The sequence below is a fragment of the Vreelandella sp. 2A-K22 genome, assembly GCF_054065485.1.
In genome coordinates this window covers 1-16,679 of record NZ_JBSUGC010000018.1, presented here as the reverse complement: position 1 = coordinate 16,679, position 16,679 = coordinate 1, and the positions used below count along the sequence as shown (strand labels likewise).

16 protein-coding genes and 2 tRNA genes are annotated in these 16,679 nt (G+C 55.6%); 14 read left to right on the top strand and 4 right to left on the bottom strand.

Annotation, left to right across the window (positions count from 1 at the left end):
* Positions 1 to 92: 92 nt before the first annotated feature.
* The 7 genes from ACW17M_RS21270 to nadA all read left to right on the top strand — a co-directional run bounded on the left by ACW17M_RS21270 (position 93) and on the right by nadA (position 6,389).
* On the top strand, positions 93 to 1,883 hold the full coding sequence (locus ACW17M_RS21270) for a DEAD/DEAH box helicase (protein ID WP_027958655.1): 1,791 nt from the start codon (positions 93 to 95) through the stop codon (positions 1,881 to 1,883).
* Positions 1,884 to 1,983: 100 nt separating this feature from the next.
* Positions 1,984 to 2,934, top strand: a complete 951-nt coding sequence (locus ACW17M_RS21265; RefSeq protein ID WP_457548056.1) for a segregation and condensation protein A — start codon at positions 1,984 to 1,986, stop codon at positions 2,932 to 2,934.
* On the top strand, positions 2,931 to 3,782 hold the full coding sequence (gene scpB / locus ACW17M_RS21260) for an SMC-Scp complex subunit ScpB (protein ID WP_009287432.1): 852 nt from the start codon (positions 2,931 to 2,933) through the stop codon (positions 3,780 to 3,782). Before ACW17M_RS21265 ends, scpB begins: the two co-directional genes overlap by 4 nt.
* Entirely contained in the window at positions 3,769 to 4,644 is an 876-nt protein-coding gene (rluB, locus tag ACW17M_RS21255; protein WP_009287431.1) for a 23S rRNA pseudouridine(2605) synthase RluB, read from the top strand. Before scpB ends, rluB begins: the two co-directional genes overlap by 14 nt.
* Positions 4,645 to 4,826: 182 nt before the next feature.
* Positions 4,827 to 4,902 (top strand) — tRNA-Lys (locus ACW17M_RS21250).
* A 115-nt stretch (positions 4,903 to 5,017) separates the two neighbouring features.
* A tRNA-Lys gene (locus ACW17M_RS21245) sits at positions 5,018 to 5,093 on the top strand.
* Positions 5,094 to 5,360: 267 nt separating this feature from the next.
* The gene (gene nadA, locus ACW17M_RS21240; RefSeq protein ID WP_027958657.1) at positions 5,361 to 6,389 is read left to right on the top strand and encodes a quinolinate synthase NadA; all 1,029 of its coding nucleotides are present in this window, start codon (positions 5,361 to 5,363) and stop codon (positions 6,387 to 6,389) included.
* A gap of 296 nt (positions 6,390 to 6,685) precedes the next feature.
* On the opposite strand, the gene ACW17M_RS21235 is transcribed toward nadA, so the two are convergent.
* Positions 6,686 to 8,149, bottom strand: a complete 1,464-nt coding sequence (locus ACW17M_RS21235) for a M48 family metalloprotease (RefSeq protein ID WP_022522113.1) — start codon at positions 8,147 to 8,149, stop codon at positions 6,686 to 6,688.
* A gap of 176 nt (positions 8,150 to 8,325) precedes the next feature.
* On the opposite strand from ACW17M_RS21235, the gene ACW17M_RS21230 reads away from it, so the two are divergent.
* Positions 8,326 to 8,589: a sulfurtransferase TusA family protein gene (locus tag ACW17M_RS21230; RefSeq protein ID WP_022522114.1), complete on the top strand. Its 264-nt coding sequence runs from the start codon at positions 8,326 to 8,328 to the stop codon at positions 8,587 to 8,589.
* Complete coding sequence (locus ACW17M_RS21225; protein ID WP_009287428.1) at positions 8,586 to 9,695, top strand: AI-2E family transporter; 1,110 nt, start codon at positions 8,586 to 8,588, stop codon at positions 9,693 to 9,695. The genes ACW17M_RS21230 and ACW17M_RS21225 overlap by 4 nt, the downstream gene beginning before the upstream one ends.
* Before the next feature lie 71 nt (positions 9,696 to 9,766).
* Here the strand turns inward: ACW17M_RS21225 and ACW17M_RS21220 are convergent, their stop codons facing one another.
* Positions 9,767 to 10,243 (bottom strand): peroxiredoxin, encoded by a 477-nt coding sequence (locus ACW17M_RS21220; protein WP_022522116.1) that lies wholly within the window; start codon positions 10,241 to 10,243, stop codon positions 9,767 to 9,769.
* A 270-nt stretch (positions 10,244 to 10,513) separates the two neighbouring features.
* Here ACW17M_RS21220 and dapA point away from each other — a divergent pair, with 270 nt between their 5' ends.
* From dapA to purC, 3 genes are all read left to right on the top strand, one after another.
* The gene (dapA, locus tag ACW17M_RS21215) at positions 10,514 to 11,398 is read left to right on the top strand and encodes a 4-hydroxy-tetrahydrodipicolinate synthase (protein WP_022522117.1); all 885 of its coding nucleotides are present in this window, start codon (positions 10,514 to 10,516) and stop codon (positions 11,396 to 11,398) included.
* Positions 11,399 to 11,475: 77 nt separating this feature from the next.
* The gene (bamC, locus tag ACW17M_RS21210) at positions 11,476 to 12,459 is read left to right on the top strand and encodes an outer membrane protein assembly factor BamC (RefSeq protein WP_027958659.1); all 984 of its coding nucleotides are present in this window, start codon (positions 11,476 to 11,478) and stop codon (positions 12,457 to 12,459) included.
* Positions 12,460 to 12,491: 32 nt separating this feature from the next.
* A complete protein-coding gene (gene purC, locus ACW17M_RS21205) occupies positions 12,492 to 13,208 on the top strand; it encodes a phosphoribosylaminoimidazolesuccinocarboxamide synthase (protein WP_022522119.1) in 717 nt (238 codons plus the stop codon).
* Positions 13,209 to 13,223: 15 nt separating this feature from the next.
* On the opposite strand, the gene tsaA is transcribed toward purC, so the two are convergent.
* The gene (tsaA, locus tag ACW17M_RS21200) at positions 13,224 to 13,961 is read right to left on the bottom strand and encodes a tRNA (N6-threonylcarbamoyladenosine(37)-N6)-methyltransferase TrmO (RefSeq protein ID WP_027958660.1); all 738 of its coding nucleotides are present in this window, start codon (positions 13,959 to 13,961) and stop codon (positions 13,224 to 13,226) included.
* A 140-nt stretch (positions 13,962 to 14,101) separates the two neighbouring features.
* Here tsaA and ACW17M_RS21195 point away from each other — a divergent pair, with 140 nt between their 5' ends.
* Positions 14,102 to 14,626, top strand: a complete 525-nt coding sequence (locus tag ACW17M_RS21195) for a GNAT family N-acetyltransferase (protein WP_022522121.1) — start codon at positions 14,102 to 14,104, stop codon at positions 14,624 to 14,626.
* A gap of 3 nt (positions 14,627 to 14,629) precedes the next feature.
* On the opposite strand, the gene nadC is transcribed toward ACW17M_RS21195, so the two are convergent.
* Positions 14,630 to 15,484, bottom strand: coding sequence for a carboxylating nicotinate-nucleotide diphosphorylase (gene nadC, locus ACW17M_RS21190; protein ID WP_027958661.1), 855 nt, complete (start codon positions 15,482 to 15,484; stop codon positions 14,630 to 14,632).
* 106 nt (positions 15,485 to 15,590) lie between these two features.
* Between nadC and ampD the strand changes: the two genes are divergently transcribed.
* Complete coding sequence (ampD, locus tag ACW17M_RS21185) at positions 15,591 to 16,172, top strand: 1,6-anhydro-N-acetylmuramyl-L-alanine amidase AmpD (protein ID WP_022522123.1); 582 nt, start codon at positions 15,591 to 15,593, stop codon at positions 16,170 to 16,172.
* The last annotated feature ends 507 nt before the right edge of the window (positions 16,173 to 16,679 follow it).

Sequence of the window (16,679 nt, the reverse complement as noted above, 5' to 3'; positions counted from 1 at the left end):
CGCTGATAAACGTTGCGATTTCTGGGATTATTTAAACCATCACTACTACGACGCGACGAAAGTCGTAATAGTTCAATAGCGGGCTAATTAATTTGTCGATACCTAGCTCCTCACTAGCTAACTCACCAACGCCCCAGCTTCGCCCTTATCAGCAGGAAGCGGTCAAGCGCGTGGTTGGCCATTTCCGAGCCTCAAGCGAGCCTGCGCTGGTGGTGCTGCCCACGGGCAGTGGTAAATCCCTGGTGATAGCTGAGCTAGCGCGCTTGGCCCGTGGGCGGGTATTGGTGCTGGCCCATGTGCGTGAGCTGGTGGAGCAGAACCATGCCAAGTACCAGGCTTATGGGCTTGAGGCGGATATTTTTAGCGCCGGTTTAAAGCGCAAAGAGGCGAGTCGCCAAGTGGTATTTGGCTCGGTGCAGTCGGTGGTGCGTAACCTGGAGAGCTTTAACGACGCTAATTTTACCTTGCTGGTCATCGACGAGAGCCATCGTGTATCACTCAACGAAGACGCTAGCTATCGTCAGGTGATTGAGCACCTGCGCCAGCACAATCCACAGCTTAAAATACTCGGCCTCACCGCGACGCCGTACCGTTTGGGGCAGGGGTTTATTTATTACCGCCACCATCACGGCATGGTGCGGGGCAGTGAAGAGAGTTTTTTTCGTGACTGCGTCTTCGAGCAGCCGCTGCGTCTGATGGTGAAGCAGGGCTATCTGGCTGCGCCCAAGCGCCTGGATATGGCGATTGAGGGCTATGACTTCTCCGCACTCAAACCCTCTTCAAACGGTCTGTTCCAAGAGGAAGAGCTGAATCGCGTGGTGGCGGGCAGTCGAGCGACGCCGGGCATTATCGGGCAAATCGTCGAACGTGCGGTTGATCGCCAGGGCGTGATGATTTTTGCCGCCACCGTGGCCCACGCTGAAGAAATTATCGGTTATTTACCTCGAGCAGAGGCGGCTTTAATTACCGGTGCAACACCTTCCCAAGAGCGCACTGCGCTGATCGATGCTTTTAAAGCGCGGAAACTAAAATACCTGGTGAACGTCGCGGTGCTGACCACCGGTTTCGATGCTCCCCACGTGGATTTGATCGCTATTTTGCGGCCTACCGAATCGGTGAGCCTCTACCAGCAGATGGTGGGCAGAGGGCTGCGCCTGTCGCCGGGCAAGAGCGACTGCCTGATTCTGGATTATGCCGGCAACCCCTGGGATATCTTCGCGCCGGAAGTGGGGGAGCCGAAGCCCGATAGTGACAGCGAACCGGTTCAGATAGAGTGCCCCGACTGCGGTCATGCCAATCTTTACTGGGGTAAGCGCGACGGTGATTTAGTGATTGAGCACTTTGGCCGCCGCTGTCAGGGGCTAATTGAAGATGATGAAGGAAAACGGCGCCAGTGTGAGTTTCGGTTCCGTTTTAAAGTTTGCGAGGAGTGTGGCGCCGAGAATGATATTGCCGCCCGCCGCTGCCACGGCTGCGAAAAACTACTGGTGGACGCGGATGATAAACTCAAGGACGCCCTAAAGCTGAAAGACGCCAAGGTATTGCGGGTAAGCGGTATGCAGCTGGAAGCGACCACTAACGGCCGTGGCCTGCCGCGCTTAAAAGTCACCTATCATGACGAAGATGGCACCCATCTTTCCGAGTGGTACGCGCTGGAAACCCCCGCTCAACGGCGCGCTTTTTATGCCGCCTTTCTGCGCTACCATCTGCGCGCACCGGGAGGTAAATGGCAGCCGCTAAGCGCCGAGGACGTCGTCGCCGAACAGCGCCGCCTACGCCACCCGGATTTTGTCGTAGGCCGCAAAGTGGGGCGCCATTTCCAAATCCGTGACAAGCTGTTTGACTATACTGGCCGCTACCGCAAAGCGGTGGAGGCGGGGTAGTACGCTTGTGCTTACTCTCTAATAGAGCAACGCGAATGCTAACGACTTTGCTAAACTGTTCGCTTGTGCCGATTTCCATTTTCCAAGAGAGCCGACCCGCGTGAGCGAGACGCCAAGCGTTACTGTTGATTTAGCAAGCCCTGATTCCGAACCCACCGAGCCAGTGGCAGCTTCGCTTGGGCGTCTGTTTAATGAGCCGATTACGCAAATGCCGGAGGATTTGTATATTCCCCCGGAAGCACTGCGTGTCTTTTTAGAGACCTTTGAAGGCCCGCTGGATCTGCTGCTCTATCTGATTCGCCGCCAAAACCTGGATATTCTGACCATCAACGTGGCGACCATCACCCACCAGTACATCGAGTACGTGGAGCTGATGAAGGCCATGGAGATCGAGCTGGCGGGGGAATACCTGTTGATGGCCGCTATGCTGGCTGAGATCAAGTCGCGCACTTTGTTGCCCCGCCCGCCGAAGGCTGAGGGCGATGACGAGGAGGATCCCCGCGCTGAGCTTATCCGCCGTCTGCAAGAGTACGAACGCCTTAAAGAGGCAGCAGAGACGCTGGACACATTACCGCGTATGGGGCGTGACTGGTTCAGCGTGCAGGCGGGCTTACCGCCACTGGAATCCCGTGTGATTCACCCCGAGGTGGAATTGGATGAATTGCTCAGCGCGCTCTCCGATATCCTCAAGCGTGCCGAGCTGGTGCAGGCCCACCAGATCAGCCGCGAGGTTCTCTCTACCCGCGAGCGCATGCTCAAGATCATGGAGCAGCTAAGTTACGACGACGCCCATCAGCGCTATACCCCCTTTGAAGCGCTATTTACTTTAGAGGAGGGGCGCGCAGGCGTGGTGGTCACGTTTATGGCGATTCTTGAGCTGGCCAAAGAAGCCATGATTGAAATTGTCCAAAATGCGCCGCTGTCGCCAATTCACGTGCGCGCGCGACGCGCTGCCCTTGCTGACGGCGAGGAGAGCGCTTTTGATGAGGGCGAGATAGAAGATGATGCCTATGGCGAGTCCGCTTTTGAACCTGACGAGGAGGAGCCATGAGTAACACCGTCACCGCGTTAGATGACATTGTTTTAGATGATATTGTTGAAGCCGCACTGCTGGCCGCTGGCGAACCCTTGCCCCTTGAGCGGTTGGAGACACTCTTTCTTGAGGGCGAATGCCCCCCGCGCAAAGAGCTTCGTGACGTCCTGGAACGTTTGCAGCAGCGACATTCTGGCGGTGCACTGGAGCTCCTGGAAACGGTCTCAGGCTACCAACTGCGCATTCGTCCGCGGCTTTCCCAGTGGGTGTCGCGGTTATGGGATGAACGCCCCCAGCGCTACTCGCGGGCGCTGCTGGAGACACTGGCATTAATTGCCTATCGGCAGCCGGTTACTCGTGGGGACATTGAGGAAGTGCGCGGTGTCAGCGTGAGTAGTTCCATTATGCGCACCTTGGCTGAGCGCGGCTGGATTCGGGTGGTCGGTCATCGTGATGTGCCTGGCCGACCAGCGGTATACGCCACCACACGCAGCTTTTTAGACGATTTTGGGTTAAAAACCCTCGATGCATTGCCGCCCATGCACACCCTGGCAAGCTGGGATGAAAACGAGATATCTGAAGAACCGGGGATGACGATGGATACTGACATTCAGGAAGAAAATGGCCCCGGTACAGACCATGAAGCACTGGACGAAACGATCAAAACGGTGCAGGATGCGCCACCTCAGAAAGAACAGATAACCTCGGCTGAGATAGCCGACACGCACGCCGAGACGGCGTTAACCCAGCCGCTGAGTTTTGCCGACCTACAGGCTCGGCTCGCGGCACGTGCCAAGCGCCAACAAGATGAGCGCGAAAGCACGGAGACTACCGATGTGAGGTCAGACGACCATGAGTCAGAGTAATAACACCACGCCCCCCACCAGCGAAAAGCTGCAAAAAGTCTTGGCCCGTGCAGGCCTTGGCTCGCGTCGTGAGATGGAAACGGCGATTTCCGCCGGCCGTGTTAAAGTGAATAGCCAGGTGGCTAAGCTGGGCGACCGCGTTGAAGCGCGGGATAAAGTCAGTTTTGATGACCGTCCGGTGGCATTGCGCCCAGAAGAAGAAGTGCCACGCCGGGTGATTATGTATAACAAGCCGGAAGGCGAGCTATGCACCCGTAAGGATCCAGAAGGTCGCCGCACGGTGTTTGACCGCTTGCCGCGCCTGAAAGGCGAACGTTGGATTGCGATCGGTCGCCTGGATATCAACACCAGTGGTTTGCTGCTGTTCACTACCGACGGTGAGCTGGCCAACCGTTTGATGCACCCCTCTACCCAGGTGGAGCGCGAGTACGCGGTTCGCGTGATGGGTGAAGTGAAGCGCGAGCATATCCTGGCCATGGTCGATGGGGTCATGCTTGAAGATGGCCCGGCGCGCTTTACCGATGTTCAGGAGTTTGGTGGCGAAGGCATCAACACCTGGTTCCACGTGGTGATTCTCGAAGGGCGCAACCGTGAAGTGCGTCGTCTTTGGGAATCCCAGGCGCTGACGGTTAGTCGTCTTAAACGCGTGCGCTACGGCAATATCTTCCTCGATAAGCGGGCGAAAGCCGGCGAATGGGTCGAACTTACCCAGGATGAGGTGGATGACTTAGCCACGCTGGCTAACTTGGAAACACGTAAAGTGCCCGCGTTGACACCGGATGAGAAGAATCGCTGGAACCGCGATAAGCACAAGCGTAAGCCGGTACAGGCACTGCGCAAACCGAAAAGCAAGGCTCGCTAAGCGCGGCTTGCAGAGCCCGTTGAACCTCTTGGTGCTCAGTCGTTAGCGGTTAGGCTGATAAGCGTGCCTGTCAGCATTGAGTGACGCCAGCGGGCACGCAAATGGTTCATTATTGTAGAGTGAAAGCGAAAAAACGCTTGCTATCAATAAGGTGTAAGCGTAGGATATGCATCCGTTCAGGCGGGTCGTTAGCTCAGTTGGTAGAGCAGTTGACTTTTAATCAATTGGTCGCAGGTTCGAATCCTGCACGACCCACCATTCAAACGACTGATCAGTTTGAATAAAGTCAGTTTGAATGCAGTGGTGAACGTTTAAAGTATGTGTAGTAACAGTATGTGTAGTAACGCTGGAAAGTGATCAGCACAGCAAGTTTGGGTCGTTAGCTCAGTTGGTAGAGCAGTTGACTTTTAATCAATTGGTCGCAGGTTCGAATCCTGCACGACCCACCAAATTCAACGCCCCTGGCAGTTTAGCTGCCAGGGGCGTTTTGCTATGTGTCTAGAAAGAACTCTATGTGTGACAATCTGTTTGCAGTCAAACGCTATTTCCCGCCAAAATGGTTTAGAATAAATCTGTCTAGAATAGATTTTAAGCGATGGCCATCGCGAGAGACGCAGCGGCTCATCGCTCCAACGAGCGGTGCATGTGCAAGACGCACTGCGCCGTAGCCCAGTGTTTAACAGGGGGATTCCCTGTTCGTCACAGTGGTAGACACAATGACTATTATGACTACTCAAGCGAAGCTTGAGGCCCCGCTACCCACAGCCTACTGCCCGACCCGCATTCCGGCGGAAGATCAGGCACGGGTTGAAGAGATCAAACGACTGTTGAAGGCCCATAACGCCGTTTTGGTCGCACACTACTACACCGATGATGCCATTCAGCAACTGGCGGAAGAGACCGGTGGCTGTGTCGCTGACTCGCTGGAGATGGCACGCTTTGGTGCTCGCCACGAAGCCACCACGCTGGTCGTCGCCGGTGTCCGCTTTATGGGCGAAACCGCCAAGATCCTTTCGCCTGAAAAACGCGTGCTGATGCCCACCTTGGAAGCCACCTGCTCGCTGGATATTGGCTGCCCCGCCGATGAGTTCAGCGCCTTCTGTGATGCCCATCCTGACCGCACCGTAGTGGTGTATGCCAACACCTCTGCAGCCGTTAAGGCGCGGGCAGACTGGGTGGTGACTTCGTCGATTGCAGTCGAGGTGATTGAGCACCTGCAGGCCAAAGGCGAGAAAATTCTCTGGGCGCCCGATAAGCATTTGGGCGGCTATATCCAGAACAAAACCGGCGCCGATATGCTGATGTGGGACGGCGCCTGTATCGTTCATGAAGAGTTTAAGGCCAAGGGCGTTGAAGATCTGAAGCGCATCTATCCAGATGCCGCAGTACTGGTGCATCCCGAATCGCCTGAGCCAGTAGTGAAGCTGGCGGACGTGGCAGGCTCCACCTCGCAGTTGATCAAGGCCGCGAAAGAGCTGCCCAACGATAAGCTGATCGTGGCAACTGATCGTGGCATCTTCTTCAAGATGCAGCAGGCAGTGCCGGATAAAACGCTGTTTGAAGCGCCGACGGCAGGCAACGGCGCCACTTGTCGTAGCTGTGCACACTGCCCCTGGATGGCCATGAACGCGCTGGATAATCTAGCCGGTGCGTTGCGTGAGGGAAGTGGAGAAATTCAGGTGGATGAAGCGCTGCGTCTGCAGGCTTTAAAGCCCCTTGAGCGCATGCTTAACTTCAATGCTTAGCGAGAAAAGATTAACCGAATGTCATTGCGAACAAAGTGAAGCAATCTCGGGGTGACTGCCACCGCTGGTTAAGATTGCCGCGTCGCTGCGCTCCTCGCAATGACATGTGGTGTGTCATTGCGAACGAAGTGAAGCAATCTCGGGGGTACTGCCACCGCTGGCTGAGATTGCCGCGTCGCTGCGCTCCTAGCAATGACATGTGGTGTGTCATTGCGAACGAAGTGAAGCAATCTCGGGGTGACTGCCACCGCAGGTTGAGATTGCCGCGTCGCTGCGCTCCTTGCAATGACACAGGTTTAGTTAAAATCATCCAGCGCTTCGCGATACTCAATGAAGTCCTCGCGGCGCTGCTCGATTCTTGCCAGCGCCTGCTGATCATTTTCCCGCTCAGCAGCATCCCGAGCGATAGAAAGTTGGCGAATGCCGCGATCGACGCGGCCGGTCAGTTGAAGATACTCTGCGCGGGCTAAGTGCCCCCAGCTATCATGCCCACTGCGCCCGGCGGCTTCGGCCAGCAGGTTAAAGACCTGCGGGTTTTCCAGGTTTTGGGAAGTGATGTCGCGCAGCAGGTCATAGGCCGCCTGCGGGTCGCGCTGCAGCTGTGCTTCGGCCAAGATCAGTTGGGCAGGTAGGTAGTTGGGCATAAAACGTAGCAATTGCTGACTGCGCTGAATGGCCTGATCGTAGCGGCCAGCTTCCAGGGCGACGCTAGCCGAAGAGGCGGGCAGCATGGCAAAGTCGGGATGCTCGTTGGCAAGCCTATCCAGTTGCTCCAGGGCGCTATCGGTTTGGCCGTTGCGAGCATCGATCAGTGCCGCTAAGTAGTCCTGAGCGGCTTGTTCGGCGCCTTCCTGAGCAAGGCGCGAAGCAGCTTGCTGCGGCGTATTAGTGTAAATGCTTAGCAGCGCCCGGGCGCGCATCATGTCGTAGAGGGTGTCGCTGGTATATGCATCGGCAACATTGAGCTGGGCAGCGCGGGCTTGTGCGGCGCTTAAACGATTGTCGGTGACCGGGTGGGTCAGCAGGAACTCGGGGGGTGTATCGCCCTGAAGGCGCGCCATACGCTGCATGGCCGAGAACATGCGCACCATTGCCTCGGGGTCATAGCCCGCATCGGCCATGGCCTGAAGACCGATATTGTCGGCTTCCTGCTCAAACAGCCGTGAGTAGCTGAGCTGATCCTGGATCAGCGCCGCCTGTGAGCCCATGGCGGCCGCCATTCCAGCGTCGCCGCCGCCACTGGCGGCAATCAGCATACCCGCCAGCATGGCTGCCATGGCGGGCAGTTGGGTCTGAGCCGCGCGGGCACTGCCTCGGGCATAGTGGCGTTGAGAGAGGTGGCCCAGTTCGTGAGCTAGCACCGAGACAAAAGCGCCTTCATCTTCGGCAAACGCGAAAAGTCCTGAATTGATCCCTACTACGCCGCCAGGGACGGCAAAGGCGTTCAATGAAGCGTTATCGACCATGACGGTGATCGTGCGCAGACCGTTAATATCACTATGCGGGGCCAGCCGGGCAATCAGGCTTTGCAAATAATCATTGGTTATGGGGTCTTGCCACTGGGGGGCTTGGGCACGAAACTGGCGCAACCAGGCGCGGCCCAAGCGGTACTCTTCGTTGCTGACAGAGGTAGACGCCGCCCCTAAGCTCGGCAAGCCGTAATCGCTGGAGGCAATGCTTGGTGGGCTAAACAGTAGGCTGCCACAGGCACAAGCAAACGCACATATCCAGCCTGGGTAAGCGATACGAAGGGTTGGCATGGCATCCTCATAAATAATGAATAAGTACAGTGGTCAGGGTATGGCATTGGTGAAGAGTGTGACATTGATAAACACAGGGAAGTGCCGTTAAATCGACTGCCTAGTGAAATCAATCGCTAAAAAGATAGTTTATGTAACAATGCCGTGAGTATGCAGGTCATTTTGAGGGAGTGTATATGTCTGAGCAATCCGAGGGCTTTCAACCCGACACGGTGCTTGACGCTTGCGGGCTGCATTGCCCGCTGCCTTTGCTGAAGGCTAAGCAGGCCTTGGCAGGTTTGGCGGCTGGTCAGTTACTGGAAGTGCGTTCCACCGATGCGGGTTCGTGGCGTGATATGGCGTCGTTTACCGACCAAAGTGCACATACGCTGGAAGGTCGTGAGCAGCGCGACGAGGTGTATGTTTATTGGATTAGAAAAGCTGGGGATGCGCACTCATGACCCTGCGCACGATTTTAAAAAGCTGGGTTGAACGCTATTTCTCGGATGAGGAGGCGCTGATCCTGCTGATAGTACTGGTGGCGGGCTTTGCCGCGATTATCTGGTTTGGACGCATGCTGGCGCCGTTTTTTACTGCACTGGTGATTGCGTTTCTTTTGCAAGGTGTAGTGAGTGCGTTTACCCGGCGAGGGGTACCGCACCTACTAGCGGTCATTCTGGTCTTTTTGGCCTTTATCAGCGTGCTGCTCACCCTGGCGTTTATTCTGATGCCGTTGATCTGGAATCAGCTAGTGGGGCTGGTGCAAGAGACACCGCGGATGTTCGCCAGTGGCCAGGGCTGGTTGGATGAACTGCAGGCGCGCTATCCGAATATTATTACGCCGGATCAGATGCAAAGCTGGATAGGCGTGGCGAGCCGCGAGATTAGCCAGCTAGGCCAGCGCGCCTTAACGCTTTCGCTGGCTTCGCTCGGCAATATTATGTCGCTGATTATCTACCTAGTACTGGTGCCGATCCTGGTGTTCTTTATGCTCAAGGATCGCGACGTGTTGGTCGGTTTTATTCTTTCGCTGCTGCCCCAAAAGCGTACGCTGCTATCGCGTATTTGGCGCGAAATGGACGATCAGATTGCCAACTATATCCGCGGCAAATTTATTGAAATCATCATCGTTGGCACCGTGGCGTTCTTTACCTTTGCGTTCTTTGGCTTACCGTATACAGCGCTGCTAGCGGTGTTGGTCGGCCTTTCTGTGTTAGTGCCTTATATCGGCGCTGCGGTGGCTACACTACCGGTCGCCGCGGTAGCGGGGTTCTATTTTGGTCTTAGTGAAGATTTTGTCTATGTGCTGGTGGCTTATGGCGTGATTCAAGCCCTGGATGGCAACGTATTGGCACCGGTATTGTTCTCTGAGACCAATAATATTCATCCGGTTTCGATTATTGTGGCGGTACTGTTCTTCGGTGGGATTTGGGGCTTCTGGGGGATCTTCTTTGCGATTCCCTTGGCAACACTGCTCAAGGCATTGATTTACGCCTGGCCACGTAGCATGCATGAGCGGGAGGAGCGTCGGAGTATACCAGCCACGGCTAGCCAGGAAGCCGAATAGCGCTCACCCACTGCCCGCGCAAGTGAATCAGTACGGGCAGTGGGCTGAACTGAAATAGAGCCCTGGTTGAGTTAGTTGGAAGCGTTCAGCTTTTCAGCCGCAGCAAGTACTTCTTCCGCGTGGCCAGGTACTTTAACGCCGCGCCATTCGTTGGCTAGCTTGCCCTCCTTATCAATCAGGAAGGTGCTGCGTTCGATGCCCAGGTGCTCCTTGCCGTACATTTTCTTGAGCTTGATAACATCAAATAGCGTGCAGATGTTTTCGTCTTTATCTGAAATAAGGTCGAAATTAAAATCCTGTTTGGCCTTAAAATTCTCCTGGGCGCGCAAGCCATCTCGAGAAACACCAAGAATGACCGTATTAGCGGCATCGAAGGCGGGTTTGCGGTCACGGAAGTCACCGCCCTCGGTGGTGCAGCCAGGTGTACTGGCTTTGGGATAAAAGTATATGACCACTTGTTTGCCACGCATTTCCGACAGTGTCACGGTGGTATCACCCGTGGCAGTGGCGGAGAAGTCAGCAACGGGTTGACCAATTTCAACAGGCATAAGGCATCCTTTTAAGGGTGGGTGTTAATATTGCTTGTTACGCGTGATTACACGTAAGCCAGCGGCCGTTGTCAAAGCTCAAAACAGGGTGACGACAAACTCACACCGCTTTACGCTGTACAGGCTCGAATCGCCTGAGTACCATTTGGCCTCTGTGCGGTGTCGGCGCTTGATGCAAAATAGCGTGATCGCGCTCGGTTTTGAAAAAAACTCTCGTATTCAAAAACACAGATAGTTGATATCACAATTTGGCTGGTGAGGAATAAACGGATGATCACAGGCAGCATCGTCGCCCTGGCGACGCCTATGAAGGTCAATGGCGACATCGACTGGGAGGCGCTTCGTCGTCTGGTGAACTTCCATCTCGAAAATGGCACCGATGCCATTGTCGCCGCTGGCACCACGGGCGAACCGACTACCATGTCGTTTGCGGAGCACTTTGACGTGATTCGCAGCGTGGTGGAAGAGGTCAATGGCCGTATACCGGTTATAGCCGGTACCGGCTCGAACAACACCACCGAAGCAGTGGAGTTGACCCGCTACGCGAAAGAGGTGGGGGCAGATTACTGTCTGACGGTGGCTCCCTACTACAACAAGCCTACTCAGGAAGGCCTGTTTCAGCACTTCAAGGCCACAGCCGAGGCCAGCGACCTGCCGGTTATTCTTTACAATGTGCCTGGTCGCACCTGCTCGGATATCTACAACGAGACCGTGTTACGCCTGGCCGAAGTCGATAATATTATCGGTTTAAAAGACGCCACGGGGAACCTGGAGCGTGCGGAAGATCTAATCACTCGCCTGAAGGGCAGTGGTTTTATGCTCTACTCCGGTGATGATGCGACCGCCTGCGACTTTATGTTGATGGGTGGTCATGGGGATATCTCCGTCACCGCCAACGTTGCCCCCCGGGCGATGCATGAGCTTTGCTCGGCAGCGGTGGCCGGCGACTCCGATAAGGCGCACCAGATTAATACGCTTTTGATGCCGCTGCATACCAACCTGGGTATAGAGTCGAACCCTATTCCAGTGAAGTGGGCGCTGAACCGTATGGGGTACGCGGATGCGGGTATTCGCTTACCGCTAACCTGGCTGTCGGAAAAGTACCACGCCACGGTGAGCGAAGCGCTGCAGTTGGCGGGTGTCGTAGAGGAGTAGTCCGACGCAATACCCTTTGCTACCCAGCTCGCTTACCGTTGAGCTGGGTACCCGAATTGTTGACTTAAGGTGGCTTGATGAGCTCTGTGCTTGAAATACGTGCGCTTAAATGGGTTCCGCTGGCACTCGCAGCGGCTGTCGCGCTTTCTGGTTGTGCGCGGGATGGTTTTTACCACGACCGTAATTTGGATTACACCGAGGCCGCTCCAGCGCCGCCTTTGGTGCTGCCAGAGACCCGCAACACCCAGCGCTATCGCGATGCGCTGCCGGTTCCTCAAGCCGCCACCCAAGGTGCACGGCTTGACGAAGCAGCAGAGATTCGCCCGCCACAGTCATTGGCGATTGGCAGTGGGATGGAACCTGAGTATGTCGAGCGTCGCGAAGTGGGCGATCAAACCTGGCTAGTAGTGGCCGCCGACACCGGTACGGTCTGGCCGCAGTTGGAAGAGTTTGTACGTAGTCGTCAGTTGGAGGTGCTGCAGAGCAGTGCTTCTCAGGGCGTTATCGTCACGCCCCAGGCGGAAATTCGCCTGCAAAGTGCACTACGCGCAGGCAGTAGCGAAGTTCGCTGCGAACGCGGCGGGCAAACCATGGCGAGCTGCCTCGATGCGTTAGAGAGCCATTTAAGCGCGCGCAGTGCATCTGCCAGTGTCTCTTCTTCCTGGACCGCTCAGCGCCTCACCGGTGAGCAAACGCTGCAAATCCGCCAGCAGGACGACGAGTGGGAAGTGGTGATCCCGCAGCCGGTCGATCGGGTATGGGCAGAGTTGAACCACTATCTTGAGCTGGATTTTGCTCAGGAAGGTCAGCGTGATTTGCTGGCCGTCGACCCTGCCAGTCATGAGTTTATGGTTGAGTACATGACTGAAACCGAGCGCAACCGCAACCCGTTGCAAATCGTCTTCAGCCCGGATGTGCGCAAAATGTCCCAGCAGATTCGTCTTGCCCTGCAGCCTAACGGCGACCAGACGATTCTGCGTGCCATCAATGCCAGCGAGCGGGCATTCAGCGCCGATGATCAGCGCGAGCTGCTTGAGCGTGTCTCCGGCTATTTACGTTAATTTGTTGATCCTTGACCCCTTACGGAGCCCCCATGGAAAAGCGCCAAGAACTCTACGCCGGTAAGGCGAAATCTGTGTACACCACCGACGATCCGGATTTGTTGGTGCTCAATTTTCGTGATGACACCAGCGCCTTCGATGGCAAAAAAGTCGAGTCGCTGGCCCGCAAGGGAATGGTCAATAACATCTTTAACGCCTTCATTATGGAGCGGCTGCAGGAAGCGGGCATCCCCACCCACTTTGAAAAACAGCTCTCCAACACTGAGAGTCTGGTCAAAAAGATGCAGATGATCCCGGTGGAGTGTGTGGTGCGCAATATCGCTGCGGGTGGGTTGGTAAAACGTCTCGGCGTTGAAGAGGGGATTGCACTGACGCCACCCACCTTCGAGTTGTTTCTGAAGAACGACGAGAAGGGCGACCCGATGATCAATGAGTCGCTGGCGGAGACTTTCGGTTGGGCAACGCCTGAGCAGTTAGCCAAGATGAAGGTGCTGACCTTCAAGGTTAACCATATCCTCAAAGCGCTGTTTGCTGAGGGCGATATGCTACTGGTGGATTACAAACTTGAGTTTGGTGTATTCAAAGGCGAGGTGGTGCTGGGGGATGAGTTCTCTCCGGATGGTTGCCGTCTTTGGGACGCCAACACCCGTGAGAAGCTCGATAAAGACCGCTTCCGTCAGGGGTTGGGCGGTGTGATTGAGGCGTATGAGGAAGTTGGCCGCCGTTTGGGCATTACCTTTCCTGCTTAAGCCGGCGCGTCAGATTTATTGCTCGGCGTAAGGTTCGATAGCCATCACCTCCAAGGTGGTGGCTTCGCCATTTTGGCGAGGGCAAAACTTAACGTCCACGTCGCGCAGACGTACGCCGTAAAGACGCTCAGAATCCCTGTCCTTTTGTTTATAGGCGGGCCTGGGGTCTTGGCTGAGTACCTGCTCAATTAATGCCAGCAGTGTGGCGCTGTCGTGGCGCTGAGCAAGCGTATCCAGTGCCGCTTGATGAAAGGTGACGTCCATGAGTGGCGGTGTTTCAGGGGCGAAACCGGCCAGTGCGTTAGGCTCGGATTCGGCCCAGGGCAGGTAGGGTTTGATATCAATCACTGGGGTGCCGCTGACTAAATCGCAGCCCTGGAGCTGCAGCGTAACGCCGTGCTGGGTGTCGATACCGACTAATCTCACCAGTGAGAGCCCCAGGCGGTTAGGGCGGTGGGTGCTGCGACTGGCAAAAACCCCCACCTTTTTATTGCCCCCCAAGCGCGGCGGCCTTACCAGCGGCGACCAGCGCTCAGGGCTTTGATGAAAAATAAAGCTCAGCCACAGGTGGCTGAAGTCTTCCAAACCGCGCACCGCGAGTGGGTCGTTGTAGGGCGCAGTGAGTACAAGCCGGGCATCGGCCGCGGGGGCGAGCCCCGGCTGGCGGGGAATACCGAATTTATCGGGGTAGTCGCTAACCACATGACCAATGGGCGTCAGCGTAAAGTGCTCGCTGTTAGGGGCATCGTCCATCACACTGCCTTCTGCTGGGGTTGATTCGCGTAGAATTGATCCAAGTAGTATAAAGCAGGCCAATGGCTTAAGCGTGACCAAATGGGGCGTGATCGAATGTGTCTTGATCAAATGATAGCTGAACAGCTCAGAGGTGACGCATGACCAATACCGAGGAGCAGCAAGCGCCAACCAGTACGCGAATAACCTATCGCGCGGCGCTAGCACGGGATGCCGCCGACCAAGCGGAAGTGTTTTATCACGCTGTTATGCAGGGAGCGGCCACGCATTACACGCTGGATGAGCGGCGTGCGTGGGCCAATGCGTTGCCCCGCGAAGGCAGTGCATGGGGAGTGCGCCAAGCGCTCTACACAACCCTAGTGGCTACCTGTGATGGTCGCTGCGTGGGGTTCCTGGAGTTGGATTTAGTCGCTGGGCGGGTTGAAACACTCTACGTATGGCCCTCATTAGCCGGTCGCGGTATCGGTACCACGCTGCTGGTACATGCCGAACGGCTGCTGCTTGAGCAGGGAAAGGGGCAAATCGAGATAGAGGCGAGTTCAATGCTCTATGAGCGCCTGCTGCGCCGTGGTTGGAAAAACCACGGCGAGGAGTGGGTCGAGCGAAGCGGGGAGCGACTGCTGCGTTATAAACTTTCCAAATCGCTTAATGCTGTTGAAACCTAATCATCAAACGCTATAGCTGCGGGTAATGCGCATGGAAAGATCGATCGAGGCGATGTCCTTGGTCAGTGCGCCGCTCGATATACAGTCAACACCGGTATCGGCAATTGCCCGCAGGGTGGCAGCATCCACATTGCCTGAAGCTTCCAGGGTGGCTCGGCCGCCGTTAATTTCCACGGCAACGTGCAGGTCTTCGATGGCGAAATTGTCGAGCATGACAATATCAGCTCCCGCGGCCAATGCCTGATCCAACTCTTCAAAGGTTTCTACCTCGACTTCCACGGGCAGGTCGTTGGCTAACTTGCGCGCTTGCGCAACCGCCGCTTGAATGCCTCCACAGGCGGCAATATGGTTCTCTTTGATCAAAAACGCGTCCCATAGGCCAATGCGGTGGTTGTGGCCGCCGCCGCAGGTGACCGCATATTTCTGCGCCAAGCGCATGCCGGGCAGCGTTTTACGCGTATCAAGCAGGCGAACGCCGGTGCCTTCAATCAGGTCGACATATGCGCGGGTGGCGGTGGCGGTGGCAGACAGCGTTTGCAATACGTTAAGCGCCGCTCGCTCGCCGGTAAGCAGGACACGGGCGGGGCCTTCCAGGGTTAAGAAACACTGCTCAGCCTCTAGCTTATCGCCGTCAGCGGCGTGCCAGGTCAGACTTACCCGACTATCCAAGCGGCGAAACAGCTCATCTACCCAGGGTGCGCCACACAGCACTGCGGCTTCACGGGTAATTACGTCGGCGCTGGCCCACTGATGTTCAGGGATCAATTGCGCGGTAATATCACCCGGGCCAACGTCTTCTGATAGCAAGCGAGCAGCGCTGGCGCGGATTTCTTCAGCAAGAGCGGATTGATAATGCATGGCCGTGGATTCCCTGAACGTCGTCTTCGATGACGGGCATTGTAGTGAAAAACAGCGGTGAAAGAGAACAGAGAAAGAAAGCGCTAACGTAAAGGAGCCCTTGCCAGTGGAAAATAAACAACCCCTTGACGGGTGGTGGGAAAGCGCGCGTAAAGTCGTTTCACCGAACTGTGACCCTCGGCCCACCGGTGAGGTGTCGTTGCTAGTGATTCATGCGATCAGTCTTCCGCCTGGTCAGTTTAGTGGTAATGCTATTGAAGCGCTATTTACCAATCAATTGGCGGTAGACGAACATCCATTTTTCGCCGAAATTGCCCACTTAAGAGTCTCCGCACACCTGCTTATCCGTCGCGATGGTGAGTGCGTGCAGTTTGTTGATACAGATCAGCGTGCTTGGCATGCTGGGCGCTCCAACTGGTGGGATGCTCGCCAGCTAAGCTGGCGAAAGGCGCTCAACGATTTCTCGGTGGGGATTGAACTTGAAGGGGATGACGTTACCCCCTATCGCAAAGCACAGTATGACACTCTGGTGGAAGCAGTGGTGTGGCTAATGGCGCGCAACCCTCAGCTAGATAGCAGTCGTATTACCAGCCATGCCCATGTGGCGCCGCTGCGCAAAACGGATCCTGGTCCGGCGTTTGATTGGGCGTATTTCCAGCAACTGCTGACATCGCGTGTTGAGCGTTAGCGGTTCGATTACGTTTTTCCCCGTGTGCTAAGTATTTCACTAATAACGCAATAAAACGGTAGTTTAATTACATCGGATGACTATTTGGTCGCAATGGCAAATGCTCTATGAATTGCTTATGTTGCAGTGCAATAGTTTGTTTTCGATAGGCTTTTCCGCTGCGACGGAATTGGCAGCGTGGCGACTTTGAGGTATCTTCGCCTATACAAAAGGCTAACTTCTAAGAGAATTGTGTAGCTTTACTACATCAATAGTTACGTAGCTTGTTGAATGTAGAGCTAAAACCCCTATCCGGCGTTTAATCACCGGCTGAATGTTGGCGCGTGGTGTAGTGCCACGCCGCCGCCCCAGGCCCTTCAGGGTAGCGGGGATTTTTGTCATTTATCGTCATTCGGAGAGACCTCTATGAGTCTGGAGACAAGAGAAGATCTCGATCCGATCGAAACCACGGAATGGATTGATTCCCTGGAATCGGTATTGGATCGTGAGGGCGAAGATCGTGCCCGC

Coding starts and splice junctions, on each gene's coding strand:
- scpB (WP_009287432.1), top strand. CDS start 2,931: ATGAGTAACACCGTCACCGCGTTAGATGACATTGTTTTAGATGATATT.
- rluB (WP_009287431.1), top strand. CDS start 3,769: ATGAGTCAGAGTAATAACACCACGCCCCCCACCAGCGAAAAGCTGCAA.
- nadA (WP_027958657.1), top strand. CDS start 5,361: ATGACTATTATGACTACTCAAGCGAAGCTTGAGGCCCCGCTACCCACA.
- ACW17M_RS21235 (WP_022522113.1), bottom strand. CDS start 8,149: ATGCCAACCCTTCGTATCGCTTACCCAGGCTGGATATGTGCGTTTGCT.
- ACW17M_RS21230 (WP_022522114.1), top strand. CDS start 8,326: ATGTCTGAGCAATCCGAGGGCTTTCAACCCGACACGGTGCTTGACGCT.
- ACW17M_RS21225 (WP_009287428.1), top strand. CDS start 8,586: ATGACCCTGCGCACGATTTTAAAAAGCTGGGTTGAACGCTATTTCTCG.
- ACW17M_RS21220 (WP_022522116.1), bottom strand. CDS start 10,243: ATGCCTGTTGAAATTGGTCAACCCGTTGCTGACTTCTCCGCCACTGCC.
- dapA (WP_022522117.1), top strand. CDS start 10,514: ATGATCACAGGCAGCATCGTCGCCCTGGCGACGCCTATGAAGGTCAAT.
- bamC (WP_027958659.1), top strand. CDS start 11,476: ATGAGCTCTGTGCTTGAAATACGTGCGCTTAAATGGGTTCCGCTGGCA.
- purC (WP_022522119.1), top strand. CDS start 12,492: ATGGAAAAGCGCCAAGAACTCTACGCCGGTAAGGCGAAATCTGTGTAC.
- tsaA (WP_027958660.1), bottom strand. CDS start 13,961: ATGGACGATGCCCCTAACAGCGAGCACTTTACGCTGACGCCCATTGGT.
- ACW17M_RS21195 (WP_022522121.1), top strand. CDS start 14,102: ATGACCAATACCGAGGAGCAGCAAGCGCCAACCAGTACGCGAATAACC.
- nadC (WP_027958661.1), bottom strand. CDS start 15,484: ATGCATTATCAATCCGCTCTTGCTGAAGAAATCCGCGCCAGCGCTGCT.